The organism is Runella sp., assembly GCF_027484545.1.
Lineage (GTDB): Bacteria > Bacteroidota > Bacteroidia > Cytophagales > Spirosomataceae > Runella.
Window position 1 is genome coordinate 1 of sequence record NZ_JAIXST010000263.1, and the last position, 26,180, is coordinate 26,180.

General features: G+C 44.8%; 22 protein-coding genes, 2 tRNA genes and 1 pseudogene. 4 read left to right on the plus strand and 21 right to left on the minus strand.

Annotation, left to right across the window (positions count from 1 at the left end):
* On the minus strand, positions 1–221 hold a 221-nt coding region (locus Q0081_RS31960; RefSeq protein WP_409034091.1), incomplete at its 3' end, for a transposase.
* A 21-nt stretch (positions 222–242) separates the two neighbouring features.
* Here Q0081_RS31960 and Q0081_RS23760 point away from each other — a divergent pair.
* On the plus strand, positions 243–404 hold the full coding sequence (locus Q0081_RS23760; RefSeq protein ID WP_298359646.1) for a hypothetical protein: 162 nt from the start codon (positions 243–245) through the stop codon (positions 402–404).
* A gap of 100 nt (positions 405–504) precedes the next feature.
* Here Q0081_RS23760 and Q0081_RS31965 read toward each other — a convergent pair.
* The 5 genes and pseudogenes from Q0081_RS31965 to Q0081_RS23780 all read right to left on the minus strand — a co-directional run.
* Positions 505–693: pseudogene (locus Q0081_RS31965) on the minus strand (DUF6444 domain-containing protein); the annotation flags it as partial.
* Positions 694–922: 229 nt separating this feature from the next.
* Positions 923–2,023 carry a DNA-processing protein DprA gene (dprA, locus tag Q0081_RS23765; RefSeq protein WP_298359649.1) on the minus strand — a complete coding sequence of 367 codons (1,101 nt, stop codon included), beginning with the start codon at positions 2,021–2,023 and terminating at the stop codon, positions 923–925.
* Positions 2,024–2,039: 16 nt separating this feature from the next.
* Positions 2,040–3,617 carry an FMN-binding glutamate synthase family protein gene (locus tag Q0081_RS23770; protein ID WP_298359652.1) on the minus strand — a complete coding sequence of 526 codons (1,578 nt, stop codon included), beginning with the start codon at positions 3,615–3,617 and terminating at the stop codon, positions 2,040–2,042.
* Complete coding sequence (locus tag Q0081_RS23775) at positions 3,617–4,465, minus strand: serine hydrolase (protein ID WP_298359655.1); 849 nt, start codon at positions 4,463–4,465, stop codon at positions 3,617–3,619. Before Q0081_RS23775 ends, Q0081_RS23770 begins: the two co-directional genes overlap by 1 nt.
* 60 nt (positions 4,466–4,525) lie before the next feature.
* The gene (locus Q0081_RS23780; protein ID WP_298359657.1) at positions 4,526–4,969 is read right to left on the minus strand and encodes a hypothetical protein; all 444 of its coding nucleotides are present in this window, start codon (positions 4,967–4,969) and stop codon (positions 4,526–4,528) included.
* A gap of 193 nt (positions 4,970–5,162) precedes the next feature.
* Between Q0081_RS23780 and Q0081_RS23785 the strand changes: the two genes are divergently transcribed.
* Positions 5,163–5,915 carry a hypothetical protein gene (locus tag Q0081_RS23785; RefSeq protein ID WP_298359660.1) on the plus strand — a complete coding sequence of 251 codons (753 nt, stop codon included), beginning with the start codon at positions 5,163–5,165 and terminating at the stop codon, positions 5,913–5,915.
* On the opposite strand, the gene Q0081_RS23790 is transcribed toward Q0081_RS23785, so the two are convergent.
* Positions 5,900–6,778 carry an endonuclease/exonuclease/phosphatase family protein gene (locus Q0081_RS23790; protein WP_298359662.1) on the minus strand — a complete coding sequence of 293 codons (879 nt, stop codon included), beginning with the start codon at positions 6,776–6,778 and terminating at the stop codon, positions 5,900–5,902. The two genes, Q0081_RS23785 and Q0081_RS23790, sit on opposite strands and share 16 nt — an antisense overlap.
* A gap of 263 nt (positions 6,779–7,041) precedes the next feature.
* Here Q0081_RS23790 and Q0081_RS23795 point away from each other — a divergent pair, with 263 nt between their 5' ends.
* Positions 7,042–8,532 (plus strand): VCBS repeat-containing protein, encoded by a 1,491-nt coding sequence (locus Q0081_RS23795; protein WP_298359665.1) that lies wholly within the window; start codon positions 7,042–7,044, stop codon positions 8,530–8,532.
* On the opposite strand, the gene Q0081_RS23800 is transcribed toward Q0081_RS23795, so the two are convergent.
* From Q0081_RS23800 to hppD, 5 genes are all read right to left on the minus strand, one after another.
* Positions 8,533–9,207, minus strand: a complete 675-nt coding sequence (locus Q0081_RS23800) for a tyrosine-protein phosphatase (protein WP_298359667.1) — start codon at positions 9,205–9,207, stop codon at positions 8,533–8,535.
* Between the two features lie 268 nt (positions 9,208–9,475).
* Positions 9,476–9,550 (minus strand) — tRNA-Pro (locus Q0081_RS23805).
* 22 nt (positions 9,551–9,572) lie between these two features.
* A tRNA-Ser gene (locus Q0081_RS23810) sits at positions 9,573–9,659 on the minus strand.
* A 110-nt stretch (positions 9,660–9,769) separates the two neighbouring features.
* Positions 9,770–10,498: a phenylalanine 4-monooxygenase gene (gene phhA, locus Q0081_RS23815; protein ID WP_298359669.1), complete on the minus strand. Its 729-nt coding sequence runs from the start codon at positions 10,496–10,498 to the stop codon at positions 9,770–9,772.
* Between the two features lie 135 nt (positions 10,499–10,633).
* Positions 10,634–11,767: a 4-hydroxyphenylpyruvate dioxygenase gene (hppD, locus tag Q0081_RS23820; protein ID WP_298359670.1), complete on the minus strand. Its 1,134-nt coding sequence runs from the start codon at positions 11,765–11,767 to the stop codon at positions 10,634–10,636.
* A gap of 167 nt (positions 11,768–11,934) precedes the next feature.
* On the opposite strand from hppD, the gene Q0081_RS23825 reads away from it, so the two are divergent.
* Positions 11,935–12,717 (plus strand): alpha/beta fold hydrolase, encoded by a 783-nt coding sequence (locus Q0081_RS23825; RefSeq protein ID WP_298359673.1) that lies wholly within the window; start codon positions 11,935–11,937, stop codon positions 12,715–12,717.
* A 55-nt stretch (positions 12,718–12,772) separates the two neighbouring features.
* Here Q0081_RS23825 and Q0081_RS23830 read toward each other — a convergent pair whose 3' ends face one another.
* The 9 genes from Q0081_RS23830 to Q0081_RS23870 all read right to left on the minus strand — a co-directional run bounded on the left by Q0081_RS23830 (position 12,773) and on the right by Q0081_RS23870 (position 26,170).
* On the minus strand, positions 12,773–14,929 hold the full coding sequence (locus Q0081_RS23830) for a 3-hydroxyacyl-CoA dehydrogenase NAD-binding domain-containing protein (protein WP_298359676.1): 2,157 nt from the start codon (positions 14,927–14,929) through the stop codon (positions 12,773–12,775).
* A gap of 226 nt (positions 14,930–15,155) precedes the next feature.
* Positions 15,156–17,624 carry a TonB-dependent receptor gene (locus Q0081_RS23835; protein WP_298359679.1) on the minus strand — a complete coding sequence of 823 codons (2,469 nt, stop codon included), beginning with the start codon at positions 17,622–17,624 and terminating at the stop codon, positions 15,156–15,158.
* Positions 17,615–18,736, minus strand: a complete 1,122-nt coding sequence (locus Q0081_RS23840) for a DUF4249 domain-containing protein (RefSeq protein ID WP_298359682.1) — start codon at positions 18,734–18,736, stop codon at positions 17,615–17,617. The genes Q0081_RS23835 and Q0081_RS23840 overlap by 10 nt, the downstream gene beginning before the upstream one ends.
* A gap of 81 nt (positions 18,737–18,817) precedes the next feature.
* Positions 18,818–19,972 (minus strand): DUF4249 domain-containing protein, encoded by a 1,155-nt coding sequence (locus Q0081_RS23845; RefSeq protein ID WP_298359685.1) that lies wholly within the window; start codon positions 19,970–19,972, stop codon positions 18,818–18,820.
* 168 nt (positions 19,973–20,140) lie between these two features.
* The gene (locus Q0081_RS23850; RefSeq protein ID WP_298359688.1) at positions 20,141–21,109 is read right to left on the minus strand and encodes an XdhC family protein; all 969 of its coding nucleotides are present in this window, start codon (positions 21,107–21,109) and stop codon (positions 20,141–20,143) included.
* Positions 21,110–21,148: 39 nt separating this feature from the next.
* On the minus strand, positions 21,149–22,294 hold the full coding sequence (locus Q0081_RS23855; protein WP_298359691.1) for a VWA domain-containing protein: 1,146 nt from the start codon (positions 22,292–22,294) through the stop codon (positions 21,149–21,151).
* 38 nt (positions 22,295–22,332) lie between these two features.
* The gene (locus Q0081_RS23860; protein ID WP_298359694.1) at positions 22,333–23,190 is read right to left on the minus strand and encodes a MoxR family ATPase; all 858 of its coding nucleotides are present in this window, start codon (positions 23,188–23,190) and stop codon (positions 22,333–22,335) included.
* 2 nt (positions 23,191–23,192) lie between these two features.
* The gene (locus tag Q0081_RS23865; RefSeq protein ID WP_298359696.1) at positions 23,193–23,711 is read right to left on the minus strand and encodes an SRPBCC family protein; all 519 of its coding nucleotides are present in this window, start codon (positions 23,709–23,711) and stop codon (positions 23,193–23,195) included.
* A gap of 92 nt (positions 23,712–23,803) precedes the next feature.
* Positions 23,804–26,170 (minus strand): aerobic carbon-monoxide dehydrogenase large subunit, encoded by a 2,367-nt coding sequence (locus tag Q0081_RS23870; protein WP_298359699.1) that lies wholly within the window; start codon positions 26,168–26,170, stop codon positions 23,804–23,806.
* Positions 26,171–26,180: the final 10 nt, after the last annotated feature.

Here is a 26,180-nt window from a genome sequence, read left to right on the forward strand (position 1 = left end):
CACCATTTAGTGCCATTGACTTTTGCGCCTGTTTCATCAGCACCGACTACTGGACTTTGAGCGATTTGTTGTTTAATAATTTGATAAACACCCTCGCATTTTTGAGCAGAACGTTCCAAAATATTGCCTACACTTCCTTCCGAAAAAGGTATAGAGAACACTTGTGAAAATATATTTTGTAGTCGTTTGAATGGTATATACCGCGCGGGCGGCCCCGTGATAGACTGAAAAGTAACTTACTAATGACTCAACACTACTGCCGTACTGAATGGGGGCGTTTACTGGAAAATCGGAAACTTGTAGATTCTGACAGCGTGGACATTGACAAGAATACTGCCGATATTCTTCGTAAGCAGGCTTTATGGACAGTATTTCAACAACTTGACGAGTGGCTTTTAAGGTAAAAATAGAGTCTTTTAAGTTCTGACCACATTTGGAACAAAAAGCACTTTTCAAGTCTATGATTGTATGGGGAGTAGTACTCATTTCTAAGGTAGTACCTGTGTGACCAGGCTGACCACCGCTTTTACGGTTGCTGGCAACACGAAGATTCTTAGGCTTAGAAACTATATCGCTTGATGGAGGTAATGACGAATTATGAGAGTCTTTCTTGATAGACTGGCTTTGAAGTTGGCAGAGTAATAATAATACTTTTTCCTCCAATATTTTAATTTGTTGGTTTTGAGCAGCCATAGCTGATTCAAGTTGCAGTATGTATTCTTTATCTGTCAATGGGCAATGCTAAACGTTTTTTTCCATTTTAACTAATTTGACTCAGAACCTGAGTCGTAACGAGCAAAGTTAGTATAGATTAAATAAATTTATAACTTGTCTTCAATCAATAAGTTAATCACCACTCAGGCAAAGGCCCGCACGGGTGGCCTCTGCCGTTGCAGGCCCCGTAATTTACCATTGGGCCAGTTTAGGCCAACGCAAATCGCTTGCCGGGCAGTACCCGCACGTAGCCCTGTAGTTCAAGGTTAAGCAATAAAGTAGCCAACTTTCCTGCCATAATTTTACTTTCCCACGTCAGGTCATCAATATTCATCTCGCCTTTTTGACGAAGTAGAGAGACAATTTGGCTTTCCTCCTGCGTAAAATGTTCGGGGAGAGCTGCTGATTGCACACTGTTTTTGGAATGCTCGGGCAGCCAACTCAACGATTCCAGCAAGTCGTCCACTCCCGTGAAAATCTGGGCTTTGTGCGAACGAATGAGTTTATTGCAGCCCGTAGAGTACGAACTGGATAGGTTGCCGGGGACGGCAAATACATCCCGATTGTAGTTGTTGGCAAACTCGGCGGTGATGAGCGCACCTCCTTTTTCAGCGGCCTCTACCACAATAATAGCATCTGAAAGCCCCGCAATGATTCGATTTCGGGCGGGGAAGCGCATAAAATCAGGCTTAGTTCCCAATGAATATTCCGTCAGAATACCGCCGTTAGCCTGCATTTCTTGGGAAGTTTTGGCGTGGGTGGCGGGGTAAATTACATCGGCTCCGGTAGCCATCACACCTATCGTCGGTACGTGTTGCTTGAGGCAGGCACGGTGTGCAGCAATATCAATACCGTATGCCAAACCGCTCACGATGGTGGTATCTTTCCCCGCTAATCCTTCTACAATTTGCTCCGTGACGTTTTTGCCGTAATCGGTCGATTTTCGTGTCCCTACCACCCCCACAAAACGTCCCTGATTGAAAGATAGATTCCCTTTTCCGTACAATAAAACGGGGGCATCGTAGAGCGATTTGAGACGTTGAGGGTATTCGGCATCGGTATAAAAGAACAGCTTTACATCCGTATTTTCGAGCTTTTTAAGTTCTATTTCCGCTTCTTTCAGCCCTTCTTTTTGTAAAATAACCCGTGCAGTCGCTTCGCCTACGCCCGGTACTCGGGTAAGGGTTTTAAGATTGGCATCAAAAATACTTTTTGCCGAGCCAAAATGAGCAATTAAATGTCGAATCAATACACTTCCAAGACCGTTCGTCAGGTGTAAAGCAATCTGGTACAGTTTTTCCTGAGGCATAGTTTATTACAAATCACTAATGACTTTCCTGAACGGTTGTTGTTAGATTTCCTCCCAAATATTTACAGTTCACCAACTTATCTATTCCGTCGTAAGGAACGGGGACTTTTACGTATCCGTAAGTTACCGCAAGGTCACGAGTATGGTTGTTGTCCCCCATGGCTACTTCCACATCCTCCATGCTGAATTGACAGGGATGTTCGTGTCCGCAGGCAATCGAGATTTCAAGAATTTCTTTGGTTAATGTTTTACCGTAATTGTAAAAACGTTCGCTTTTGAGGGCCGGGTCAAGGCCAGATTGCAGCCATTTGTTTTGGGTAGCCACGCCCGTTGGGCAGCGATTGGTATGGCATACCTGTGCTTGAATACACCCAATAGACATCATGGCTTCGCGGGCTACGTTGATGATATCCACCCCCATTGAAAAAGCCATGATGGCTTGTGCTGGAAGACCCAATTTTCCCGAACCGATAAACGTGACGCGTTCGGTAAGGCCGTATTCTTTAAAGATTTTATAAACGCTCGAAAAGCCGTACACCCACGGCATAGACACGTGGTCGGCAAATGAAGGTGGCGCTGCTCCCGTACCGCCTTCACCTCCGTCAATGGTGATAAAGTCGGGCCCTTTGCCTGTCTTGACCATCAACCTTGCCAGTTCTATCCACATATCCAGTTTTCCGACGGCGGCTTTGATACCTACCGGCAACCCCGTTGCCTCTGCCATAGCCTCGATAAAATCGACCATTTCCGGAATATTGGAAAAAGCGCTGTGGGCCGCAGGCGAAATGACGTCTTTTCCGATGGGAACGTGCCGAATGTCCGAAATCTCTTTGGTGATTTTTGACGCAGGCAATACCCCGCCTTTGCCGGGTTTTGCCCCTTGCGAAAGTTTCAACTCCAACATCCGAATCGCAGGGTTGCGTTGGGTGAGATTGACCAATTTTTGCATGATGAAATTGCCGTCATCATCGCGGATTCCGAAGTAAGCAGTACCGATATTTAAAACAACATCGCCACCCATGTTATGATAAGGTGAAAACCCTCCTTCGCCCGTATTGTGGTAACAGCCAAACTTGGCCGCACCTTTGTTGAGTGCTTCTACGGCGGCTCCCGACAACGACCCAAAACTCATGCCCGAGATATTAATAACTTGCTTGGGACGATAAGGCTTACGACGATTGTGACTCAGCCCAATCACTTTGGCTGAAGGCAAAACGTAGGGGTTCTCGCGGTAGACATGGTCTTTGGGCAGTCGTTTGGTCAACAGGGCAGGTTTGATGAAAATATAGCCGGCACTATTGATGTCTTGGTCAGTTCCAAATCCCTGAAAATTGTTCTCTCGTTTGGAAGAGGCGTAAATCCACGAACGATGTCGACGATTGAAAGGGAGTTCTTCGCGGTTATTGGCGACAATGTACTGCCGAAATTCTGGCCCGACGGTCTCAATCCAATAACGCAATCTTCCCACTATTGGGAAGTTATGTTTGATGGTGTGCTTTTTTTGTGAAATATCAAAAACAGCTACCGAAATAAGAAAAAGCGCGAGCCATGTCCACCAAGGGATCGTTGAAAGAAAATCAAGGATGGGGTTCATTAGGGTTTCGTGGTTTTGTTGAAAAATTGATAGCAAATCTCGCCTATTTTTCCGATGATTTCTTCGGCTTGTGGGGTAGAAATACCGCGTACAAACACCGAAATCACAAAGGGCTTGGACGTAAAGATGATGCCGGCGTCACCGCGCACGTAGGTGAGTTCGCCGGTTTTATGGGCAATTTTTACGTTTTTAGGAAGAAAGTGAGGTAACGTGCTCACATCTTCATTTTGCAGTAAAAACGTTTTGATACGTTCACACAAATCGGGCGTTGCTACTTTGTTTTGGTAAATAAGACGCAACAGGGCATTGATTTCCTGTGAGGTAACGAAGTTGTTAATGCCGCGCGCAACGGCGACCGTGTCCATCATGATTCGGTTGAGCTGAAGACCTGGCAGATTTAATTTTTTCATTCGCTCATTGACCGCTTCACGTCCTACTTTCTGGATGATAATATTGGTAGCCGTATTGTCGCTTTTTACCATCATCAGGCGAGCCAATTCATTGATGGTCAACTTTGTGCCGTCAGCATATGTAGCAATGATGCCCGCGCCCCCCGTTTTGTCGGTGGCGAGCAGGATATGGGTGTCCTCCAAGTGAATTTTGTTGATTTTCACTTGCTCCATCAATTCCGTTAAAATCGAAATTTTAATGACACTTGCCGCCGGTACAGACTCCTTGGCCCCACGACTCACGTAGATTTTTCCTTCCAATGACTCTACTTGCAGATTGACCTGAGTGCCCGCAGGAAGTTGAGAAATGTAGGCATCCAAGGTGGATGAAAGAGGTTGATTTTGCGCTTTGGCTAAAGAAATCATTCCTAAACACACAAAAAAAATAAGTTGTCGCATCAGAAAAAGTTTTTCCGGCGACAACTTACGCAGACCTCCTAAATAAATCAAGTTTTATCACTAATCTGCCCTATCAATCTTTGGGGTTAAATCAAAATGACTTTCCAAGTCTTTCCCGATGAATAGCTTAAATTCGGTTTTAAGCTTTCGGTAATTGTCGTGGAAAAATTTCATTTTTTCGCGCAGATACGCCTGTGTTTCCCGAATATCTTCGTTGAAAACCGCCGTGTTTTCACGGAGCGCCGTAGCCATCACCACTTCCTGTTCCTGAATTTCCGCTTCTACATTATTCGTAGTACGTTTGAAATGCTCCAGTTGGTGCTCAAAGCGTCGCAGGGTCTCCTGAAAATTTACGTCTCCTTCTTCAGCCGGCAAAAAAGCTTCCATTGTTTTTAGCAAACGGCCAAAAATGTCCACTTCTTGCCCCACAAAAATAACTTCATTGAGCCAGAGGGTATGTTCAAAATGGAAGCGCTGTAAATCGAATTTATCATTGTGTGCCATGACGAAAATAGATTTAATTGAGTACTCTCAAAGTCGACATAATTCGTCATTTTTCTTATGAGCAGAATCATTTTCTTCCTTGATAAAGATCAGTAGGCGGTTTTTGATAAAAATATTACTGTATCTGTCTGTCTACTAATCCTATTTGTGAGTAGTTTTACGTGAGTTTGAAATCCTTAATCTCTCTAAGTCAATGTATCAAAAGTTTCTTTTATTGGTTTTTAGCGGGTTAGTTTCCATAAACGCCTTTTCACAAAGTTCCAACAGTGAACTGACCAATGTTACCCGTGACATGATAAATCTGGGTGGAATGCGGATTCCGACCAACGGAAATGGTACTTTGTTTGGCATTAAAGGACCCCGTGGCAACGTTGTCGGCAATCCCTATCTGGACTCGACCTGGCACACTGGAAGTATTAAATTGTTTCAAAAAATAGGCCCTCCGGGGCGCGAAGGTGACAGTATTGCCAATGTGCCTCTTCGTCTGGATTTGCACAGCAATGAAGTGGAAGTACAGGTCAACAACACGAAGGAAATCAGAGCGGTAAGCGGAAATCAGGTTCGTTTTTTCACCATTGAAGGAGCCGAACGACGGGTTTTTATGAGTACACGGCAATTTAGATCGGAAGATAACTTACAGGGATTTGTTGAATTAGTACTGCAGGGGCGTATTTCGTTGGTTGAATATGCAAAGCTGAATATCATTAAACCCAGTTACAACGAAGCATTGGGGACAGGTACTAAAGATACCAAAATTACCAAATCAATTCAATTTTACGTAGTCAAAGGAAACACGTTATTTCCGATAGGCGCATCAAGGAAAAAATTGCTGGAATCCATGGGCGATCGTGCTGATGATGTCGAAAAATTTATCAAATCCAACGACCTCAGCCTCAAATCACGCGGGGATATGGCCAAGATTTTTACGTACTACAATAGTTTATAGCGGCCCATAATCGGATAATGATCGGAATATTTTACGTCTCTTCGGGTCTGGAAATTTAAAATTTCCAGACTTTTTTTATCGTAAAACTGATTGTCAATCCGAATAAAACGGGGAGCATTTTGGTAGGTAAACCCAAAACTGCTTCCGGCACTTTCAAAAGAGTTGGAGAGTCGTTGACGTACCTGCCCGTAAGCAAATCCATAAGGAGTTTCATTAAAATCGCCGCATAACAAGACCGGGTGTGGGCTTTGGTCAATCCATTCTGTTAGCAATTTGGTTTCTTCAGCGTGATAGATAAACCCATTTTTGAGTTTTCCGTATACTTTGCGGGTTTCCGACTTACCTTGGTCATAATCCTTTTCCTTGTACGCTTCTTTGAGGCGACCAAAGCGGACGATAAGCGAGCGCAAGTGTACATTGATGACTCGAATGGTATCTATGCCGATTTTAATGTCGGCATAGAGCATCCCATTTTGATCCTGAAATTCTCGTTCATCTCGCTTCACTATCGGGTATTTCGACATAATTGCTAGACCAAAAGCATGTTTTTCGTGGCGGGCGATGGCCGGATGCGCAACTGTGGTGTAGTAGCCTGCCTTTTTAAATTGCTGAAGTGTATTAAAATCAGGACGATTGTCAAAACTGTAAAATTCCTGAAAACATTTGATGTCAGCTTTCGTGTTTTTAGCCCAATCAATCATATTGAAGGCATTCTTAGGATGTATTCCGTCCAAATATTGACAAATATCAAAGCTCATGAGATTATAACTCATTACGGTAATTTCGCCTTGTTGCGGTGGAGCATCTTCGGGAGAAATCCGCCAGGTTCTGGGCCAAAATGAAAAACTTAAGAGCAGTGCCAACGCAGATAAACTTGCTTTTCGGGGTTTAAAAAGGAGCCAGAATGTGCACAAAATCAGGTGTATAACAAGTAAGACCGGTAAACTCATCATCAAAAAGCCAATAACCCAATGTCCAGTAAATGCAAAATAAGTAAGCCCGTAAACCAAAAGTGTGAAACAAAAAAATAACTGATGGAGCCGCCAAAAAAAGGTAGTTTTGGATTTTAATTTCATTGCGTAGTTTTTGGGCTGAATCCAAATTTAATCACAAAGTAAACAATTCTATGACGAAAATTATTGCGGTTGGATTTTTTATATCCCTGCTTATTTCCTGTACTACCTCACAAAAATCAGAAGAAGAAGCGTTAGCACAAAGCTATTGTGGAAGTTGCCATCAAATGCCGAGCCCTGATTTGCTGGATAAAAAAACGTGGAAGGAGAGTGTTCTTCCTAAAATGGCCTTACGATTGGGCGTTACTCCCCAAAACATTGGTTTTTATCAAGATTTATCTGCTGAAGAAATTGTTGCATTTACCCAAGCCAATATTTTCCCCGAAACTCCGGTCGTAACGAAAGAACAATGGGATAAAATTGTCAAATACTACGTTCAAAGCGCCCCTGAACAGCTTCCTGATTCGGCCAATAAATACCCAATTTCTCCTACCTTGACTCGTTTCCAACGCAAACAAAATGTTCCTGCTATTGCCCCTTTTGTTTCACTGCTGAAATTTGACTCAGTTTCCCAGCAATTTTTTGTGGGAACCAGAAACGGTAAAATACATATTTTTGATAAACAATTTCATCGCGTTGATTCCATCAGTGTAAGCTCTCCGCCCTCTGATATAAGACACAATGCGGATGGCAGCCTTGATGCTTTACTGATGGGGATTATGGACCCCAATGACCGCACAATGGGGACATTGACAAAGTTTCAAAAATCAACGGACGGTAAAAGTTGGAATGCTAAAATAATGGCAAACAAGCTTCGTCGTCCTGTCAATCAGCTTTATACGGATGTGGATGCGGATGGATTGGAAGATGCAATTATTTGTGAATTTGGCTATTATATCGGTCAATTATCTTGGATGAAACAACAAAAAGATCGTACCTATCAAACCTTCCAACTCGAAGGTGTTCCTGGCTCGCGTTTGGTACAACCGTATGATTTTAACCGCGACGGGAAACTTGATTTTTTTGTTCTGATGGCTCAGGGCGACGAACAGTTGACGGTATTTTACAATCGGGGAGGGGGGAAGTTTGAAAAGCAAATGTTGCTGCGTTTTCCGCCGGTCTATGGTTCCAGTTACGCCGATTTAGTGGATTTTAACGGGGACGGTTTTATTGATATTCTCTATACCAACGGTGACAATGCCGACTATTCAATGATTTTGAAGCCTTATCATGGCGTTCGAATTTTTATAAACGACGGGAAAAATCACTTTGAACAAAAATGGTTTTTTCCGCTCCATGGAGCATCTAAAGCGTTGGCTGTAGATTTTGATAAAGACGGAGATTTGGACATTGCGGCTATTTCTTATTTTCCTTCCAAAGCACAGGAAGGATTTGTCTATTTTGAAAATCAGGGCAAGATGAATTTTAAACCTCAGACATTCTCCAATCCCGGACAGGGAAAGTGGATGTTACTCGAAAAAGCTGATTATGACCAAGACGGGGATATCGATTTGATGCTCGGCTATCTGGAACGCCCACCCTACAATAATCCTACACCCGAAAAAATGACTGGAGTTTGGTTGCTTGAAAACCAAACGAAGTAATCAAAGTTGGAGATTTCTGACTGGATATTTTTGGAGGAGTTCGGTAAGGTCGGAATCGAATTGGTGCTTTTTCAGAAGCTCCAAATGACGGTCATGATGAAGGTCTGTTCCAAAGAATTCCACCCAACCTGATTTGATGAAATTTAAAGCTAATTTTTTAGTAGGAGCGCCGTAGTAGCCAACCAATGACGGTAAGTTCACCTGAAAATAACAGCCCAATTCTTTCAAGTGTGAAAAAACAGCCGGTGAATGATGCCAGTAATTGTAACGTTTCGGATGGGCCAGAATAGGTTGGTATCCTTTGGTTTGCAGTTGGAAAATTACTTTTTTCAACTGTGGGCTTGGAGCCACAAACGACATTTCAATTAGTACAAATTTGGAGGGTCCAAAGCTTAAAAGGTCATCGTTTTGGAGTAAGGATTCAAAATGAGTATCTATAAAATATTCAGAGGCGGCTTCAATCTGAATGGTCAATCCTTGCTGTGCAGCGCTGGATTGCAGCTTTTGTAACCCTTCTTTGATAATGGCACTTGTGTTATTATACAGTCCGGATAAAATATGAGGAGTTGTAATGACCTTTTGATAGCCCAGTTCCTGCAATGTTGTTAGAAAAGCCAAAGATGTTTCCATATCAGGACTGCCATCATCAATTCCCGGAATCAGGTGAGAGTGCATGTCCGTTCCGAGAGTTTCAAAAACAGATATTTTAGGCTTTTTCTTGAAGAATGAGAACATAAGAGACTGATAAATAATGCAAATGAGAAAAGTAACTGATTGTAAAAAGGCTTTTTGTCAGCAGGCTTTTTCTTTTGGCGGAGCAAGGTAGTGAAAATATATTTTTTCTTAGTTCTTGTTTCGTAGTTTGGTGAGATGCGCGTGAATTTTTTAAATATAAAATAGCCGGGCAGGAAAAAAAAAGCCTTCCATTCGGAAGGCTTTTTTGTCGGGATGGCAAGATTCGAACTTGCGACCTCCTGGTCCCAAACCAGGCGCGATGACCGGACTACGCTACATCCCGATTCTTGCTATAAACAAGCAAGCGGAGGGAGAGGGATTCGAACCCTCGGTACCCTTGCGAGTACGGCAGTTTAGCAAACTGCTGGTTTCAGCCACTCACCCATCTCTCCGAAAGGCTGATAACTGAACGAACGATTTTGATGTCGTTTCGTTTATTGAGCCGCAAATATAGGGATTCAGTGCAGTTTTAAACAAATATTTTTCCAAAAATCTTCACATTTTATCTTGCAACTAAATAAGTTTCGGACAGAATCTCCTCAATATCAGGCGTGGAGCGATAGAGTTGCTCGTAAGAATTTATGATAAAATAATGGTCTTGGTAGCGGTCAATGTGGTAAGGAGCGTTTAATAACGTCCGTACATCGAACGAAATCTTGGGAATTGCATCACGTAAACAATACTCGCTCTCTCCCGCTGACGATAGAATTCCACCTCCGTAAATTTTAAGATGACCCTCTTCCTGAATCAATCCAAACTCGACCGTGTACCAATACAACCGCCCGATTTGAGCAATGGCCTCCGGCACATGCAACCACTGCAACGCCACTTGGCTCAAATCGCCCATAAAATCACAAAAAGCTTGATTGGTCAGTAGAGGTACGTGCCCGAAGGTATCATGAAACATATCAGGCTCTTCCAGATAATCCAATTGGTTCGATTTTCGTAACCACGTTGAAGCAGGAAATTGGCGATGGGAAAGTAGTTCAAAAAACTCTTTTTGCGGAATCAGCCCTGGGACCACTTTCACTTCCCAACCCGTTAAAGCGCGAAGGCGTGGATTCGTCTCCGTCGCAAAATCAGGAATATGGTCAGCTACAAAACCTACTTTTTCAATTCCTTCCAAATAGGCTACGCTCGCAATCGCAGGCAGCTGCTTCATCTGCCCCTCGTATAACATTCGCCACACATCTCGGTCAGTAGCGGTGTATGTTTGATAGGGTTGTTTCATGGTACTTATTGGTAATCTGTTAATTGTTATCCGTGTATCCGTTAATTGTTATCCGTATACCTGTTAATCCGTATCTGAGTATCCTTCATTACTGTTTTTCGAGTAACGGTTAACCGTTAACAATTAACTGAATTTCTACAATGTTCCCCGCACTTCCTGCTCGCGTTCGATGGCTTCAAAAAGTGCTTTGAAATTTCCTTTGCCAAATGATTTAGCTCCTTTGCGCTGTATGATTTCAAAAAACAAGGTAGGACGTGGCATAATGGGTTTTGTGAAAATTTGGAGCAAATAGCCTTCGTCGTCGCGGTCAACCAAGATACCCAATTCGCGCAACGGAACTAAATCTTCATCAATGTGACCTACGCGACTGAGCAGGTCGTCGTAATACGCATTGGGTACTCGCAAAAACTCTACTCCACGACTTTGCAAAGCCATCACGGTTTCGATGATGTGGTCGGTGGCTACTGCGATGTGCTGAATTCCCGCTCCGCCGTAAAAATCAAGGTATTCTTCTACCTGCGATTTTTTCTTGCCTTCGGCAGGTTCGTTGATGGGAAACTTGATTCGACCGTTGCCATTGCTCATTACCTTGCTCATCAAGGCCGTATAATCGGTTGAAATGTCTTTGTCATCAAACGAAACCAATTGGTTGAATCCCATGACATTGGCGTAAAAATTGACCCAAGGGAGCATATCATTCCAGCCAACGTTTCCCACCATGTGATCTACATATTTTAGGCCAATGTCTGACGGACGATAGGCGGGATTCCACGGTTTATAGCCGGGAAGAAATACACCATCATATGCACTTCGCTCTACAAAAACATGAACCGTGTCACCATAAGTATGAATCCCCGAACGAATGACTTTCCCGAAAGTATCTTCTTCAACAACAGGTTCAACAAACGGTTTTGCACCCCGACGAACGGTTTCCTCATACGAATAAGTTGCATCATCTACCCAAATAGCTACCACTTTGACGCCATCGCCGTGCGTGTCTATGTGTCGGCCTATTTCGGTGCCGCCCTGAAGGGGAGAAGTCAAAACAAGACGGATTTTATCTTGCTGTACCACATACGATTCGCGGTCGCGCAAGCCAGTTTCAAGACCTGCATACGCCAACGGTTGAAAGCCAAAAGCAGTTTGAAAGTAATGGGCCGCTTGTTTAGAATTACCTACGTACAGTTCGATGTAGTCCGTCCCGTTGAGTGGTAAAAAGTCAGTGTCGGTGGTTAAAACGGGTTCAAAATCAGCTACTAAAGTTTCCATGGTTGGTTTTTGATGAAGTTAATATAATTAGTTGTTTTGCTAATTATTATTATGCTTACAATTTTAAAGACAATTATTATTAAAGACAATTTTTTAGCAACTTTTTTATGTTTTCATTACCTTGTTGGCAAAACCGACGCAAGACTCCTTTTTCGTTTATTCATCCAATGAAATCCACAATAGTTATTTGTATACTGCTGTTTTCGGGTTGTTCGACCCCTAAAAAAATAGGTAAATCATCGCAAAATCAGGCTCTAAAGACTGCTTTTTCGGTGAAAGTTGACAGTTTGGATTTGTTGGATAAAGCAAGAAATCGCTCTGTCCCCGTGGCTTTGTATTTGCCTGATACCAAGAAAAATTTGCCAAAACAACAAGTGGTTGTTCTAAGTCACGGCTATGGCGGGAACAGGGGCGGAGACAATAAAGCCTATACGTATTTGACCGAATTTTTGGCCTCTCAAGGGTATTTTGTCGCGAGCATTCAGCATGAATTACCTACTGATGAACTTTTGCCGATGACAGGAAAACCGCAGGAAGTACGGCGGCCCAATTGGGAGCGAGGCGTGCAGAATATCCTTTTTGTTATTGAAGAATTGAAAAGAAGAAAACCAACGTTCGATTATAAACACCTGACACTCATCGGGCATTCCAACGGGGGAGATATGTCAATGCTTTTTGCGCATACATATCCTGATAAGGTGGACAAAGTCATTTCGCTGGATAATCGCCGAATGTCTTTTCCAAGGACTCAACAGCCTAAAATTTTCTCACTTCGTTCTAGTGACCAAGTGGCTGATGAGGGTGTTTTGCCAACGTTAGAAGAACAGCAGAAGTATAAAATGAGAATCATCAAATTGGTGAATACGATTCATAACGACATGGACGACCACGCCAATGCAGAGCAACGAAAGGAAATTAATAATTATATTTTGGATTTTCTAAACAAGTGATTTTTTAAAAATGGAGGCACAGAGGAAGGGCGTTTTTTCTCTGTGCCTCCGTGGTTTATTTTAGAGCAGCCGTTTCGCGAAGCTTTTGCGTAGGTCGAAAACGTTCGCCGTAGGTATCTGCCAATCGGTCACATTCAGTGACAAACTTTTCGATTCCCACAAAATCCACAAACGACAACGTACCGCCCGTGTAAGGGGGAAAGCCCCACGCCAAAATAGAACCCAAATCAGCGTCTAACTTGGTGCGAATGACGCCTTCTTCGTAGCAACGAACCGTTTCCAAGGCTTGGCGGTAGAGCAAACGGGTTTTCACTTCTTCCAAATTCGGTTGTTCCTTAGCTATTGGAAAGAGTTCAGATAAACCTGCCGAAAGATGCTTTTGGCCCGGTTTGGGATAGTCATAAAATCCTGCTTTGGCTTTTTTGCCCAAGCGTCCCATTTCGGTAAATTGCTTTCCTATTTGATAACTCGTATCCGTATCAGACAATACACCGTCTTTTACGGCCTGTCCAGAGATTTTATACACTAAATCCAAAGCCACCTCATCGGTAACGGCCAAAGGCCCAACGGGCATTCCGGCCAGCTTGCCAGCGTTTTCAATTAAAATAGGATTTACGCCGTCTTTCAATAGTTCCATTCCTTCGGAAGTATAGGTTCCAAAGCAGCGCGACGTGTAAAAACCACGTGAGTCGTTGACCACAATCGGCGTTTTTCTGATTTTGCGGGTGTAATCTACCGCCACCGCGATGGCATAATCAGAGGTTTCTTTACCTACAATGAGTTCCACCAACATCATTTTGTCAACGGGTGAAAAGAAGTGAATGCCGATAAAATTTTCGGGCCTTGCCGATGCTTTGGCCAAACCCGTTATCGGAAGTGTGGACGTATTAGAGCCAAATACGCCCAGACGGCCTTCCGCATTATCGGTCAACATGGGTTCTGCTTCCTTGGTGACTTTAGCTTTTAATTCGCGGTTTTCAAAAACGGCTTCAATGATCAAATCACTGCCTTTCAAGTCGGTAACGTCGGCGGTTGTTTTAATAAGACTCAAAATACCGTCGGCTTTGAGGGTATCCATTTTGCCGCGTTCCATGACTTTTCTGAGAATGGAACGGGCGTAGTCTTTGCCTTTTTCGGCGGCTTCGGTACTTACATCTTTGAGCACTACTTCAATCCCTGCCAGAGCACTTACGTAGGCGATGCCAGCGCCCATCATACCAGCTCCTAAAACGCCTACTTTTTTGACGTCTGTTTTAGGAATATTTTTTGGACGACTTGCCCCTTTGTTGGCTTCATTCAGACCCAAAAATAGCGTACGAATCAGATTGCCCGCTTCTTTGGAAGTAGCCACCTGCACAAAATGTCGTGCTTCAATCACAATTCCGTGGTCAATGTTGACCAATAAACCTTCGTAAACGCACGACATGATGTGTTGCGTAGCGGGATAATTGCCTTTTGATTTATCCATCATCATGGCCGTACCCGCCGTGAACGTCTGCATTCCAACGGGGCTCAATACGTTACCATTCGGCACTTTATAATTGTCTTTGGCCTGAATTTTACCCGTTTTCTTATTTACTTCATCCCAAGGCTTTATGGGTTTGGGATTGGCGAAAATCCAAGCCATGGCTTTCTCAATCATTTCTTCCGGAGTAGCAGCCACGGCGTCCACTATTCCCATTCCAAGTGCTTCTTTGGGCGAGAGTTCTTTTCCTTCCAGAATCAGAGGCAAAGCTGCCTGCATACCAATCATCCTCGGCAAACGTTGTGTGCCGCCCGCTCCGGGCAAGAGCCCCAATTTAACTTCCGGAAGCCCCAATTTGGTTTTTGGATTATCAAGAGCTACCCGATAATGACACGCCAGACAAATCTCCAAACCGCCACCCAAGGCTGTGCCGTTGATAGCGGCCACAACGGGCTTGCCATTGGTTTCGATCTTACGAAAAAGCTGATTGAGTCCTACCGATATTTTCAGCATTTCAGCGGGGTCACCACCTTGATTTCTCAAAATCATTTTCAAGTCGGCACCCGCTACAAATTCGGGTTTAGAGGACGTGATGATGATGCCTTTGACCTCAGGGTCGTTGTAGGCTTTTTCCAAGGCTTCCCCAAAAGCAGGGACTGATTCATCGTTTAAAACATTCATAGGCGAGCTCGTCAGGTTCCAACTGATAATGGCTACGCCTTCTTGGAGGGTATAATTAAAGGGCATTTGTTTAAATGAATTACGAATGATGAATTACGAATGAACGAATGACGAATAGGGCTGTTTTATAGACTCATAATATAAAGAGCACGTCAACCTAAATTCATCTTTAGTACTATATTTTCAGAAAAACCAATCATAGGAATCACTATCTACGATTAAGTTAATTAAACCAGTATTCTGCCTCCTGCATTCTGACCGCACGGGCGGCCCCGATCTCACTTCTAAACCATCACATAAACTTGAAATTGTACGCCAATGAAACGATAGGGGAGGCGAAGATTTGAAGTTGATAGGTAGTGTAGGCAGTTCCTTGGGTTTTCAAAAATACAGAATATTGGTTTTTACGCCCGTACAGGTTATAAACGGTAAAAATCCAGCTCCCTACCCACCGTTTGTCTTTGAGCGAAGGGTTGTTGATTTGCCACGAAAAATCGAGGCGATGGTAGTCTTTGATGCGCCCCTGATTTCGCTCGGCGTAGTACGGATACGCTTTTCCCTGAAAACTCACAAAACCGTTAGGAATGGTATACGGGCGACCGGTGCCGTAGGTGAACGTCAGAGAAAGACTGTGGTATTTATTTTCGGCGAAATTGAGCGACATATTGACGCTGTGTGGGCGGTCAAAATTGGATGGATACCATTTGCCGTCGTTGATGCGCTCCGTAAATTGTGTTCCCTGATTGACTTGGTTCAAGACGCGTGAATAGGTATAATTGACCCAACCCGTCACTTCGCCTCTCTTTTTGGTCGCCATCATTTCGACACCATACGCTTTGCTTTTTCCCTGTAAAACTTGGGTTTCGATGTAGTTCTGCAACAAAAAATCAGCACCGGGTTTGAAATCTAAGATGTTTTCAGTTATGCGATAGTAAGCCTCAAGCGAAAACTCATAAATGTTGCTTTTTAAGTTTTTGAAATACCCCACTGTAAATAATTGACTGACCTGCGGGCGAATGTGCGAGTCGCTCATTTTCCAGCGGGAAGTAGGCAGGGGAGTGGTGGTATTGGAAACTACCTGAAGGTACTGACGCATGAGATTGTAGCCAAATTTGATGGAGCTTTGCTCATTCAACGTGTAGCGCAATCCTAGACGAGGTTCAAAACCGCCGTAGCTTTTGGTGGCTTTGCCACTTCCATAAAAAACAGAATCTATAACGGTTGCCTCCGTAAGCGGAGCTCCTGCCATATACGTGCGTACAGCGGCAGGTCCCAATGCCATAAAATAAGAGTATCGTAATCCTACCGAAACCGTTGTTTTGGGATTGAGGGTTATCTCGTCTTCGGCGTGTAATGCCAGCTCAATGCCATTTTCGGTAGGTACCGATTGAGCATTAACGCGTTGGTTACTGCCGGGATTAAGCGTGCCGGGCTGTAGTTGATAATGGGTCATATTGGCCCCGAATTCTACCTTATGGCGTTTGTTAGGGATATAATTGAAGTTTGTTTTGACCTGTCGCTGTAAAATTTCCGAGCCGATGGTGACCTTATTGTCGCTGTTGAGTTCGGGGAGTAAAATACGCGGGCGGTATTGACTGAATACACCCGTAGTCTGAACGTTGAGACGGTCATTGATTATGTGAAACCAGCGAGCTGTAAAATTGATGGTATTGTAATCGTATTGCGTTGAAACCGAATTGATGTTATTGATTCCTCCCAACAAATCAGTTTGGAAGAAATCGGTACTATAATAATTGGACAGGGAAAAGGTATTTTTCTCGTTGATTCTCCAAAACAACTTGGCGGCGGCATCTCCAAAACTGGCCCGGATATTTTTCAGCTTGGCAGGACCCCACTGAAACGCAAAATCGTTGAAGGCTCCCCGACCCGTTATCAAAAGCCCTACTTTGTTCTTGACGAGTGGGATTTCGGCAGTCAGACGGTTGGCTACAAAGCTAACGCCTCCCTGCAACGAAAATTTCTCTAAACTGGGATTGGCCATCGAAATATCTAACACCGCCGCTGCACGACCTCCAAAGCGAGCCGGGGTAGTTCCTTTGTACAGATCCATACTTGAAACGGCATCGGGGGGGAATACGGAGAATAGGCCAAATAAGTGGGTGGGGTTAAAGATGGGCGCGTCGTCCAATAAAATCAGGTTTTGGTCTACCGAGCCGCCGCGAATGTTGACACCGTTGGAAGCCTCTCCCACGGAAGTGACACCCGGCAGCATTTGCAGGCTTCGCAATACGTCTACCTCACCCATAATGGCAGGCAGTTTTTTGATGGTCTTGATATTCATCTGCGTGACCCCCAGCAAAGGGCGCGTCACGTTTTCATCCACTGCCTGCGTAGAAATCACCACTTCTTCCAATTCCTTCGCTACATTCATGAGCTTGATGTCTAAACGAATGTTGTGGTTAAGGGATAGTTTTACTCGGTGGGGACGATAGCCCAAACGGCTGACAATCAAAACATAATCAGCCTCTGTCAACATGACTGTAAACGTGCCGGACGTGTCGGTATAGAGACCGATTTTATCAAAATTGAGTCGAATGACTGCGTTCGAAATGGGCTCACCCGTTAAAGAATCCCGTATGCTGCCGCTTAGTTCAAAAGGATGGATGGCCTGCATTTTTGCCAGTTGTTGCGCAAAGACGGTTCCCACACAAAAGGTCAGCAGTAAAAGAAGTAAACGTTTTAATATCATGGCGTATTCAGTAGCTAATGATTGAATGAGTTTTGAAAAGATTACTGCCAACCCTGTGGCTTGATGGGGGTACGGAATTTACTCAACACGCACGGGTACACCGGCGGACGGAACGGAGTAATCGGCTCAAAGTTGGCCTGTCGGCCCAGTAGGGGTATTAATATAGGGTCCTTGTAGTTATTTCTTTCTACCCAATACTTAACTACCCGAGTGCTGGCAGCGCCAAAATACCCAATTACTTTGTCGTTGGGGTCGTTGATATTTTGGATGTTGCCAATGATGGGAGAGGGGGGCGTATCGGTAAGGGTACCGGTGGTTTGGCTTTGGTCACGCAGCAATTTATAATACAGATAGGCATCTTTTGTAAGTCCGACCTGCTCTATTTCCAAAAGGGCTCCTTTGTAAGAATGGAAAGGAACTTTGGCAATCAGTCGGCCTTCCACACTTTTTCCGTTGGTAAAATCATCGGCGAGAAGGTTTACCTCATTGTTATAAAAAACATCCCAGCATGGATTGGCGCATTGGTAATCGTACGTAGGCGGGTTGCGCGAGTTGATTTTAACGCAGGTGCCTCCGCTGAAATTTAGCGTTCCTCCGTCACAAGTAATGCATACATTTTGCTCTTCGTAGCGTTTCCAACGCCATAAATAGTAGTTTTTGGTATCTTTCGGATCATCAAAATCCAAATACACATCTACTGTAGAGCCCACCACTATCTTGCCTGTTTTATCAAGGACTCCCTTTGGGTCAAATTGTTGGTATATTTTCTTGATGGCGGGCACGGTTCCCAATTGCTCTTTGGACGATTCGTAGGTTTTGCCATCGGGTGTCCGAAAATGTAATTGATAGGTTTGTCCTACTTTCCCCTGAAAAGTGGCTGGTGTCGCGTACATGCCTTCGCTTACTTCCTGCAAAGCAACGACGCTTCCGTCTCCCGAACGAATTTCGGCTACGCAGCCTTTGAGAGGTTGGGAATAATAATTGCGCTCTACATTGCGCGATATACTGATGCTGACAGTGGCTCCGTTTTGGTCAGATACAAAACCTTCCACCGTAAGCAGATTGGCGTCCAAACTGTAAGTGACATCGTAGGTTTCTACGCAGGAGTACAAACAAAAAAGTTGCAGATAAATAAGCAGGGCAGGAAATAAACGTTTCTTCATTTTTATAAAAGGCCAAAAGACAGAGAAGCTAATGATTAAAAAGTGATGAAAGGGTTGAGAAGGAAGGTTCGGTAAGCGGTGTTACAACGCCCAACCTTCGGGACGAGTGGGGGTTTTGTTGGCGCTTAATACACAGGGAGCCATGGGGGGACGGAATTCAAAAAGCGGAGGCATCGGTTGCTGGTCGGGTTCTAAATTGGGGTCTTTGCCCAACATCAAAAACTTATAGGCCGTATTATAGGGTCTTTTGTCAATAAACAGGCGGCTTTTAGACACACCTGCTGCCCCAAAATAGCCTACTACTTTTTCGGAAGAATCATTGATATTTTTGATGTTGCCGATAATTGCCGCAGGGGGAGTATCTGTCAGGTTGCCCGTGTTTTGGGCTTGGTCACGCAGTAGCTTATAATATTCATAAGCGCCGGGCGAAATGGAATATTGCTGAATCTCTACCAACGCTCCGCGATTGCTGAAGCCTGCCCCGGTGGCGTAAAAAGGTATTTTGGCTACGGCACGGGCCGTGACTGTGCGCCCATTGGTATAAACGTCGGAGAAAATATTGACTTCATTGCTGTAATAGATTTCCCAGCAGGGCTTATCGCATCGGTAATCATACGTGATTCTGCTGTTTCGTTCCGGAACGCACTGAAAGGTTTTGGCGTCTAATTTGCCTCCCTCGCAGGTAGCGCAAATGCCCTGTTCCTCAAAATCCATCCAACGCCACAGGTAGTAGTTGCGTTCATTGACGGGGTCACTGAAATCGGCATAGACATCTAAAGAGGAATAAGCTACCCTCGTACCTGTGCGGTCAAGAATGCCGTTTTGGTTGAATTCGTGGTATAACTTAACAATGGAACCTGCTCCGGCAAGTTTTTCTTTTTCAGATTCATATACTTTTCCCTTCGGTGTTTTGAAGTGCAGTTGGTAGGTTTGGCCTACTCGCCCTTGAAAATTATCGGGAGCAATGTAAACGCCGCCTGAAAACTCGGTCAATGGAATCATCGAGCTATCACCGACCCTTAATTCAACGACACAATCGCGCAGGGGCTGCGAATAATAATTTCGATCGGAAGATATTGCCGTACGTAAATTGACGGTCAGCCCACGTCCGTCGGTTACGAATCCATCTATTGTTACAATTTCCGTGTTGAAATCGTATCGAATGTCATATACTTCGACACAGGAGATTACCAAAAAGCTAAAAAAGACAAAAAAGGCAAATTTTCTTAGAAACATTCGGGAAATTAATCATTTGCCACGAATAATCTCCGTTTAATCTTATTTTGCCTGTATAGACTCCTAAAATTCAGGTATGAAATCCGAGACTTTAGCGACCTATTACCTTGTTAATTTCATGGAGAGCCGGGTGCTGTAGTGGTTGATAAAATGTTGAAAATGAATTGATTATGCAGTGACATATTTTTCAGGCTCTTGTTCGAACTTGATTTTACAGCCATCGCAACAGAAATAGACATTCTGTCCTTTGTAGTTAATGACATGTTTTGGAGCAGTTTTATCAACGGGAATGCCGCAAACGGGATTGATGTAGAACTTGCTTTCGGTGTCGTCTGTCAGTGGCTCAAATTGTTCAATAAGGGGTTGTGTGTGTTGGTATTGAATGATTTCAGCCAAAATACTTATTGCTACTTCGGCCGGGGTTTTGGCCTGAATATCTATTCCCGCGGGAGTTTTTACTTTTGCTAGCACATCATCTGCAATACCCGACAGACGCAGATAGTCAAAAACCGCCTCTTTTTTCTTGCGACTTGCCACCAATGCTACATAGCCATGCTCCTCTTTGAGGGCAGCTTTGAGGGCTATTTCATCTTGTTCTCCCTGGGTAGCCACTACTACAAATCGTTTGGCAGTAAGCGGTACTTTGGCTAAATTGAACGTGATTTTAATTTCATCGGCAGTTGGAAAAAGCTCAGAGTCGGCGTTCATTGCCATTACTGTTACTTTGTAATCAAGTATTTTGCCTAATTGCGCCAATGCCTGTGCAATGGCCGTCTTTCCCATGATAATCAGCTGAGGTTTTGGCATAACAGGTTCGATATAAACGTCAACTGACCCGCCGCTTTGGCAAGTCATTTTGTAGTCTTTGATTCCTTCGGGAGAAATATCGTCAGGATTGGGGCTGATGCGTACCAAACGCGGCTGGCCCTGTTGTATGGCTTCGCCGGCTTCTTTGAGCATAATGCCTTTGGTACAACCGCCTCCAATCCAACCCCACAGGTTTCCGTTTTGCTCAATGAGTGCGTGGTCGCCTGTCTTACCCGAACTGGGGGCTTCGCGCCGTACCACTGTGGCAATTGCAAAAGGTACGTTTCGCTGTCGCAATTCCGTTAGTTTTTTAAGATATTCATCAAACATGAGTAGACTGTCTAAAGGATTGATTTGCGTTTTATTTTATTAAACATTGGACAGAATAGTCTCCAATTCCAGCAAACTTTCCAAATTATGTGCTGACTTGAAGTCATCCACCAACGGCAGGGCAGCGCTCATACCACGGGCAGTAGGGGTATAGCCTTGCATGCCTTTGAGCGGGTTCAGCCAAATTACTTTCCGAGCTTTGCGTTGGATTTTTGTCATCACTGAGTGCAGCAAGGCCGGGGAGCCTGTATCCAAACCATCGCTTAGAATAATCACTACAGGAGAGCCATTGAGCGTTTGTTTGCCGTAGCTATCGTAAAAGGTTTCCAGACATGTACCGATTTTTGTTCCGCTCGACCAATTGTCAGCTTGCTGTGCCAGATTTATCAATGCCAAGTTTAATAGCTTGGTATCCAACAAATGGGTAATTCTGACCAGTGAGGTGCTGAAAATAAAAGCTTCTGACTGACGGAATCGGTCGCGCAGGGCGCACACAAATCGCAATAGAAAAAAACTGTATTTGTCCATGGAACCGCTTACATCGAGCAATACAATTAAGCGTTGACGTTTGGGCTTTTGTCCTTTGAAACTAAGTTTGATGGGTTCGCCACCCAGACTTAAACTGCGTCGAATCGTCCGCTGTAAATGAATCTGACCGTTGATTTGCCTGTTTTTCATGCGTCGGCGCAGGCGCAAGGCCATTTCTTTGAACAATCGGTCGGCGAGTATTTCCAGTTCGCGGGCATCAATTTCCCTGATTTTTGAGAAATCGGTTTTGCGTAACCGTTCGGAGGCATTAGCTCCTGATACATTTTTTGCTTCTTCTTCCTCGTCAGGGTTGCTTTTACCCTGCCCTAATAAGACCAAAGCCGCGGTATTTTTTTTCTGCAATGTGCCTGTTACCGCTATTTTGTTTTTTCTGTCGGGTTGTAAATCAATGGGATTTGTATCCCAATAAAGGGAGAAAAGACGGTCATAACGTTTTTGCTCTTCGGGAGAGGTGCAAAAAATGGCACGGAGTGCATTTTTGAAAATCGGACGGTAAACCAGCACATCATGCCGAGCGGCATTAAGTGCATCCTGCGTTTCCTGTACGCCCACATTCAATCCGTGACTTCGACAAAATTGCCCAAAAGCAACGATGGCTTCGGAAAGACTTGCTGTCGAATAGGCTTGAATTTTCATGAGATTACGCTGTTTCAAGGGGGCTTTTGGAAAATCATTTACTCCATCAAACCTGCGTTTTCTTTCTTGACGATACTAATGTCTTCTACGGTTTTCAGAACGCAACCCAGCGTTTGGTGAAGTGCTTGGGCTGTTACGCGGCGATACCCCAAGGCCATGAGCGATTCGGCCCAATCAATGGTTTCGGAGACCCCGGGGGTTTTGGCGAGTTTACGCGAGCGTAATGTTTGTACAAAAGCAACTGTCTGTTCAAGCAATTCGGACTCAATATCAGGCAGTTTCATTTGCACAATGCTCATTTCTTTGTCCAAATCTGGGTAGTCAATCCAATGGTACAGACAACGGCGTTTGAGTGCGTCGCTCAGTTCGCGGGTGCGGTTGGAAGTCAGAATGACGTACGGTCTGTGCGTGGCTTTGATGGTACCGATTTCGGGAATGGTAATCTGAAATGCGGACAGCAGTTCCAATAGAAAGGCTTCAAATTCTTCATCCGAACGGTCGATTTCGTCAATCAGCAACACGGGAGCTTTGGGGTGCAGAATTGCTTGTAAGAGAGGTCGTTTTAGTAAAAATTTATCGCTAAAAATTTCACTTTCCGCCATTTTTTCGTGGTTGGCTTCGGCACTTTTAAGCAGGAGTATTTGCTTTTGATAGTTCCATTCATACACGGCGGCATTGAGGTCTAAGCCTTCGTAGCATTGCAAACGAATCAAATCAGTCTCCAGCCAGGCGGCTAATACGGCGGCAATCTCAGTTTTTCCAACGCCGGGAGGACCTTCGAGCAAAATAGGTTTGCGCAATTTGAGCAATAAAAACAAAGCCGTGGCCAATTCTTCATCAGCCACGTAGTTGTAATCATTCAATGCCTCAATGATGGCTTGCGGATTTTGGACCATATCTACTTAAAAAGCCCTTTTACCATACTGCCCACCATGGAACCTGCGCTCATGGTGTTGTTCACATCTTTGCCGGCCAATTTATTCGAGAAATTGTCAATAAATTGGTCAAAGACCTGATTGGAAACGTCGTTGATGAGGCGCGAGCCAAATTGTGCCAGCATCCCTGTCACTTCAACGTTCATAGTTACATTGACTTCGGTGCTGCCGGCCTTGTCGGTCAGTACCCCGCTCATGAGCATATCGGCACCGCCTTTCCCTTTGGTGTCGGTTCCAACACCCTTCAGCGACATGGTTTTGGTAGCTGCATTTCGTTCCAAAAACGTAACCAAACCATCATAGCTGGCTTTGACCGGGCCAAATTTAAGGGTTACGGTCCCTTTGTAATTATCTGCGTCCACTTGTTCGGTCAGTGCTGCTCCGGGAACGCAGGAAACGATTTCGTGTGGATTTGAAAGACTATCCCATACTTTTTCGATGGGTTCATTGATTTCAAAAGTGCGATTAATGGATGTTGTCATTTGTGTTTTCGTTTAACCCCTCCCCCTTGCCCCCCTCCCTGATTGGGAGGGGAGAGTTAGTTTACTGACTCTGTCATAGAGGAGGAGCAGGGTTATATTTTGCCCGTATCTTTCAATTTCTTCCAGATTTTATAAGGCGTAATGGGAATGTCCATGTGGGTAACGCCATATACTGAAAGCGCATCAACGATGGCATTGGCAATGGCGGGCGGCGCTCCTACCGTTGGCGATTCGCCTACGCCTTTGGCCCCAATAGGGTGATGCGGTGACGGGGTAATTACGTGGCCGGTTTCCCACTTCGGAGACTCGACGGCAGTGGGTACCAGATAATCCATTAAAGTACCGTTCAGAATATTTCCTGCTTCGTCGTAAATCAATTCTTCGTACATCGCCGGCGCGATACCCTGCGTCAATCCACCATGAACCTGACCCTGCACAATCATCGGGTTAATGATGTGACCGCAGTCATCAATAGCGACAAAACGACGTACTTTGATTTCAAAGGTCTCGCTGTCTATGTCCACCACGCAGATGTAAGCACCCGACGGGAAAGTAAGGTTTGGTGGATCGTAATAGTGCGTTGCCTCAAAACCTGCTTCCATGCCTTGCGGATGATTGGTATAAGCTGCGAAAACCAATTCCTGAATCGTTTTCGATTTTTCGGGTGCTCCTTTTACTGAGAATTTGCCGGGTTCCCATTCTAAATCTTCTTCACTTACTTCGAGCAAATAAGCCGCGATTTTACGGGCTTTATCGCGCAATTTACGCGCGGCCATTACTGCGGCAGCTCCTGCCGTAGGCGTGGAGCGGCTGGCGTAAGTGCCTAATCCGTAAGGAGCGGTGTCGGTATCTCCTTCTTCTACCTGAATGTGTTCGGCAGGGATGCCGAGTTCTTCGGCGATGATTTGAGCGTAGGTTGTTTCGTGGCCCTGTCCCTGTGATTTGGTCCCAAAACGCGCAATGGCTTTGCCCGTGGGATGAACCCTGATTTCGGCAGAATCAAACATTTTAATACCCAAAATGTCAAAATCCTTCGAGGGACCTGCACCGACGATTTCGGTAAACGTGGAGATGCCAATCCCCATAAGCTCGCCTTTTTTGCGTTTTTCGACCTGCTCTGCGCGGAGTCCGTCGTAATCAATGGCGTTCATGGCTTTTTCCAACCCAGCAACGTAGTCGCCGCTATCGTATTCCCAACCAAGAGGGGATTTGTACGGGAATTGGTCTTTTTGGATGAAATTCTCAATCCGTAATTTGGCAGGATCTTTACCGATTTCAAATGCCAAACGGTCGGTAATGCGTTCGATGGCGTGAACGGCCTCCGTTACCCGGAACGAACAGCGATAGGCTACGCCTCCCGGTGGCTTATTGGTATAAACGGCATCGGCTTCTACAAAAGAGGTGGGGTAATCGTACGAACCCGTACATACCGAGAACATGCCGATAGGGAATTTGGACGGGTTGGCGGCGGCATCTGTATAGCCATGATCGGCCAAAATTTTGAAGCGCGTCGCCAAAATCTTACCTTCTTTAGTAGCCGCCATTTCGGCAGTGATGTGATAATCACGGGCAAACGAGTCGGCTTGCAGGTTTTCACTGCGGTCTTCAATCCATTTGACGGGCTTTCCTACCAAAAACGAGACTGCAATCGCAATCACATAGCCGGGATAAACGGGAACTTTACCCCCAAAACCACCTCCAATATCCGGTGAAATTACCCGAATTTTTTCCTCCGTCAACCCGACGTGACCAGCAACTAACGCAATTACGGTGCGGATGGCGTGAGGTGCCTGTGTGGTCATGTACATCGTGAGATGATTATCCACTTTGTCGTAATCGGCGACGCAACCGCAGGTTTCTATGGAGGCTACGTGGATACGAGGAATGTGCATTTGTTCTTTCACCACCACATCGGCGTTGGAAAAAACTGCTTCGGTTTCTTCGCGGCTGCCTGCCTGCCAGTGCCAAATATGATTGTCGGTTTTGCCCGGTTTGTCGGGGCGAAGGATCGGGGCATCATCATTCAATGATTTGTAGGGGTCCATGAGCGGTTTCATGGGCTCATATTCTACAATCACGGCTTCTTTTCCGTCCCGGGCGGCGTAGCGACTGGTGGCTATGACGGCCGCCACTTCCTGCGCCTGATACATGACGGTATCGGTTGGCAATACCATTTGCGTATCCGACATTAGAGTGGGCATCCAATGAAGATTATATTGCTCTAAGTCTTTGCCCGTTACTACGGCGACTACTCCAGGTATTTTGAGAGCGGCTTCTGTATTAATTTTTTTGATTTTCGCGTAGGCATAAGGGCTGCGTACAATATCCATGTAGAGCATGCCGGGTAATTTTATATCATCTACGTAATTACCTTTGCCCTGAATGAAACGTGCGTCTTCCTTGCGTTTCATGGAGTGACCCATGCCACTGATTGCTTTTGATGTTTTACACTGTATCATGTTTTTTCAG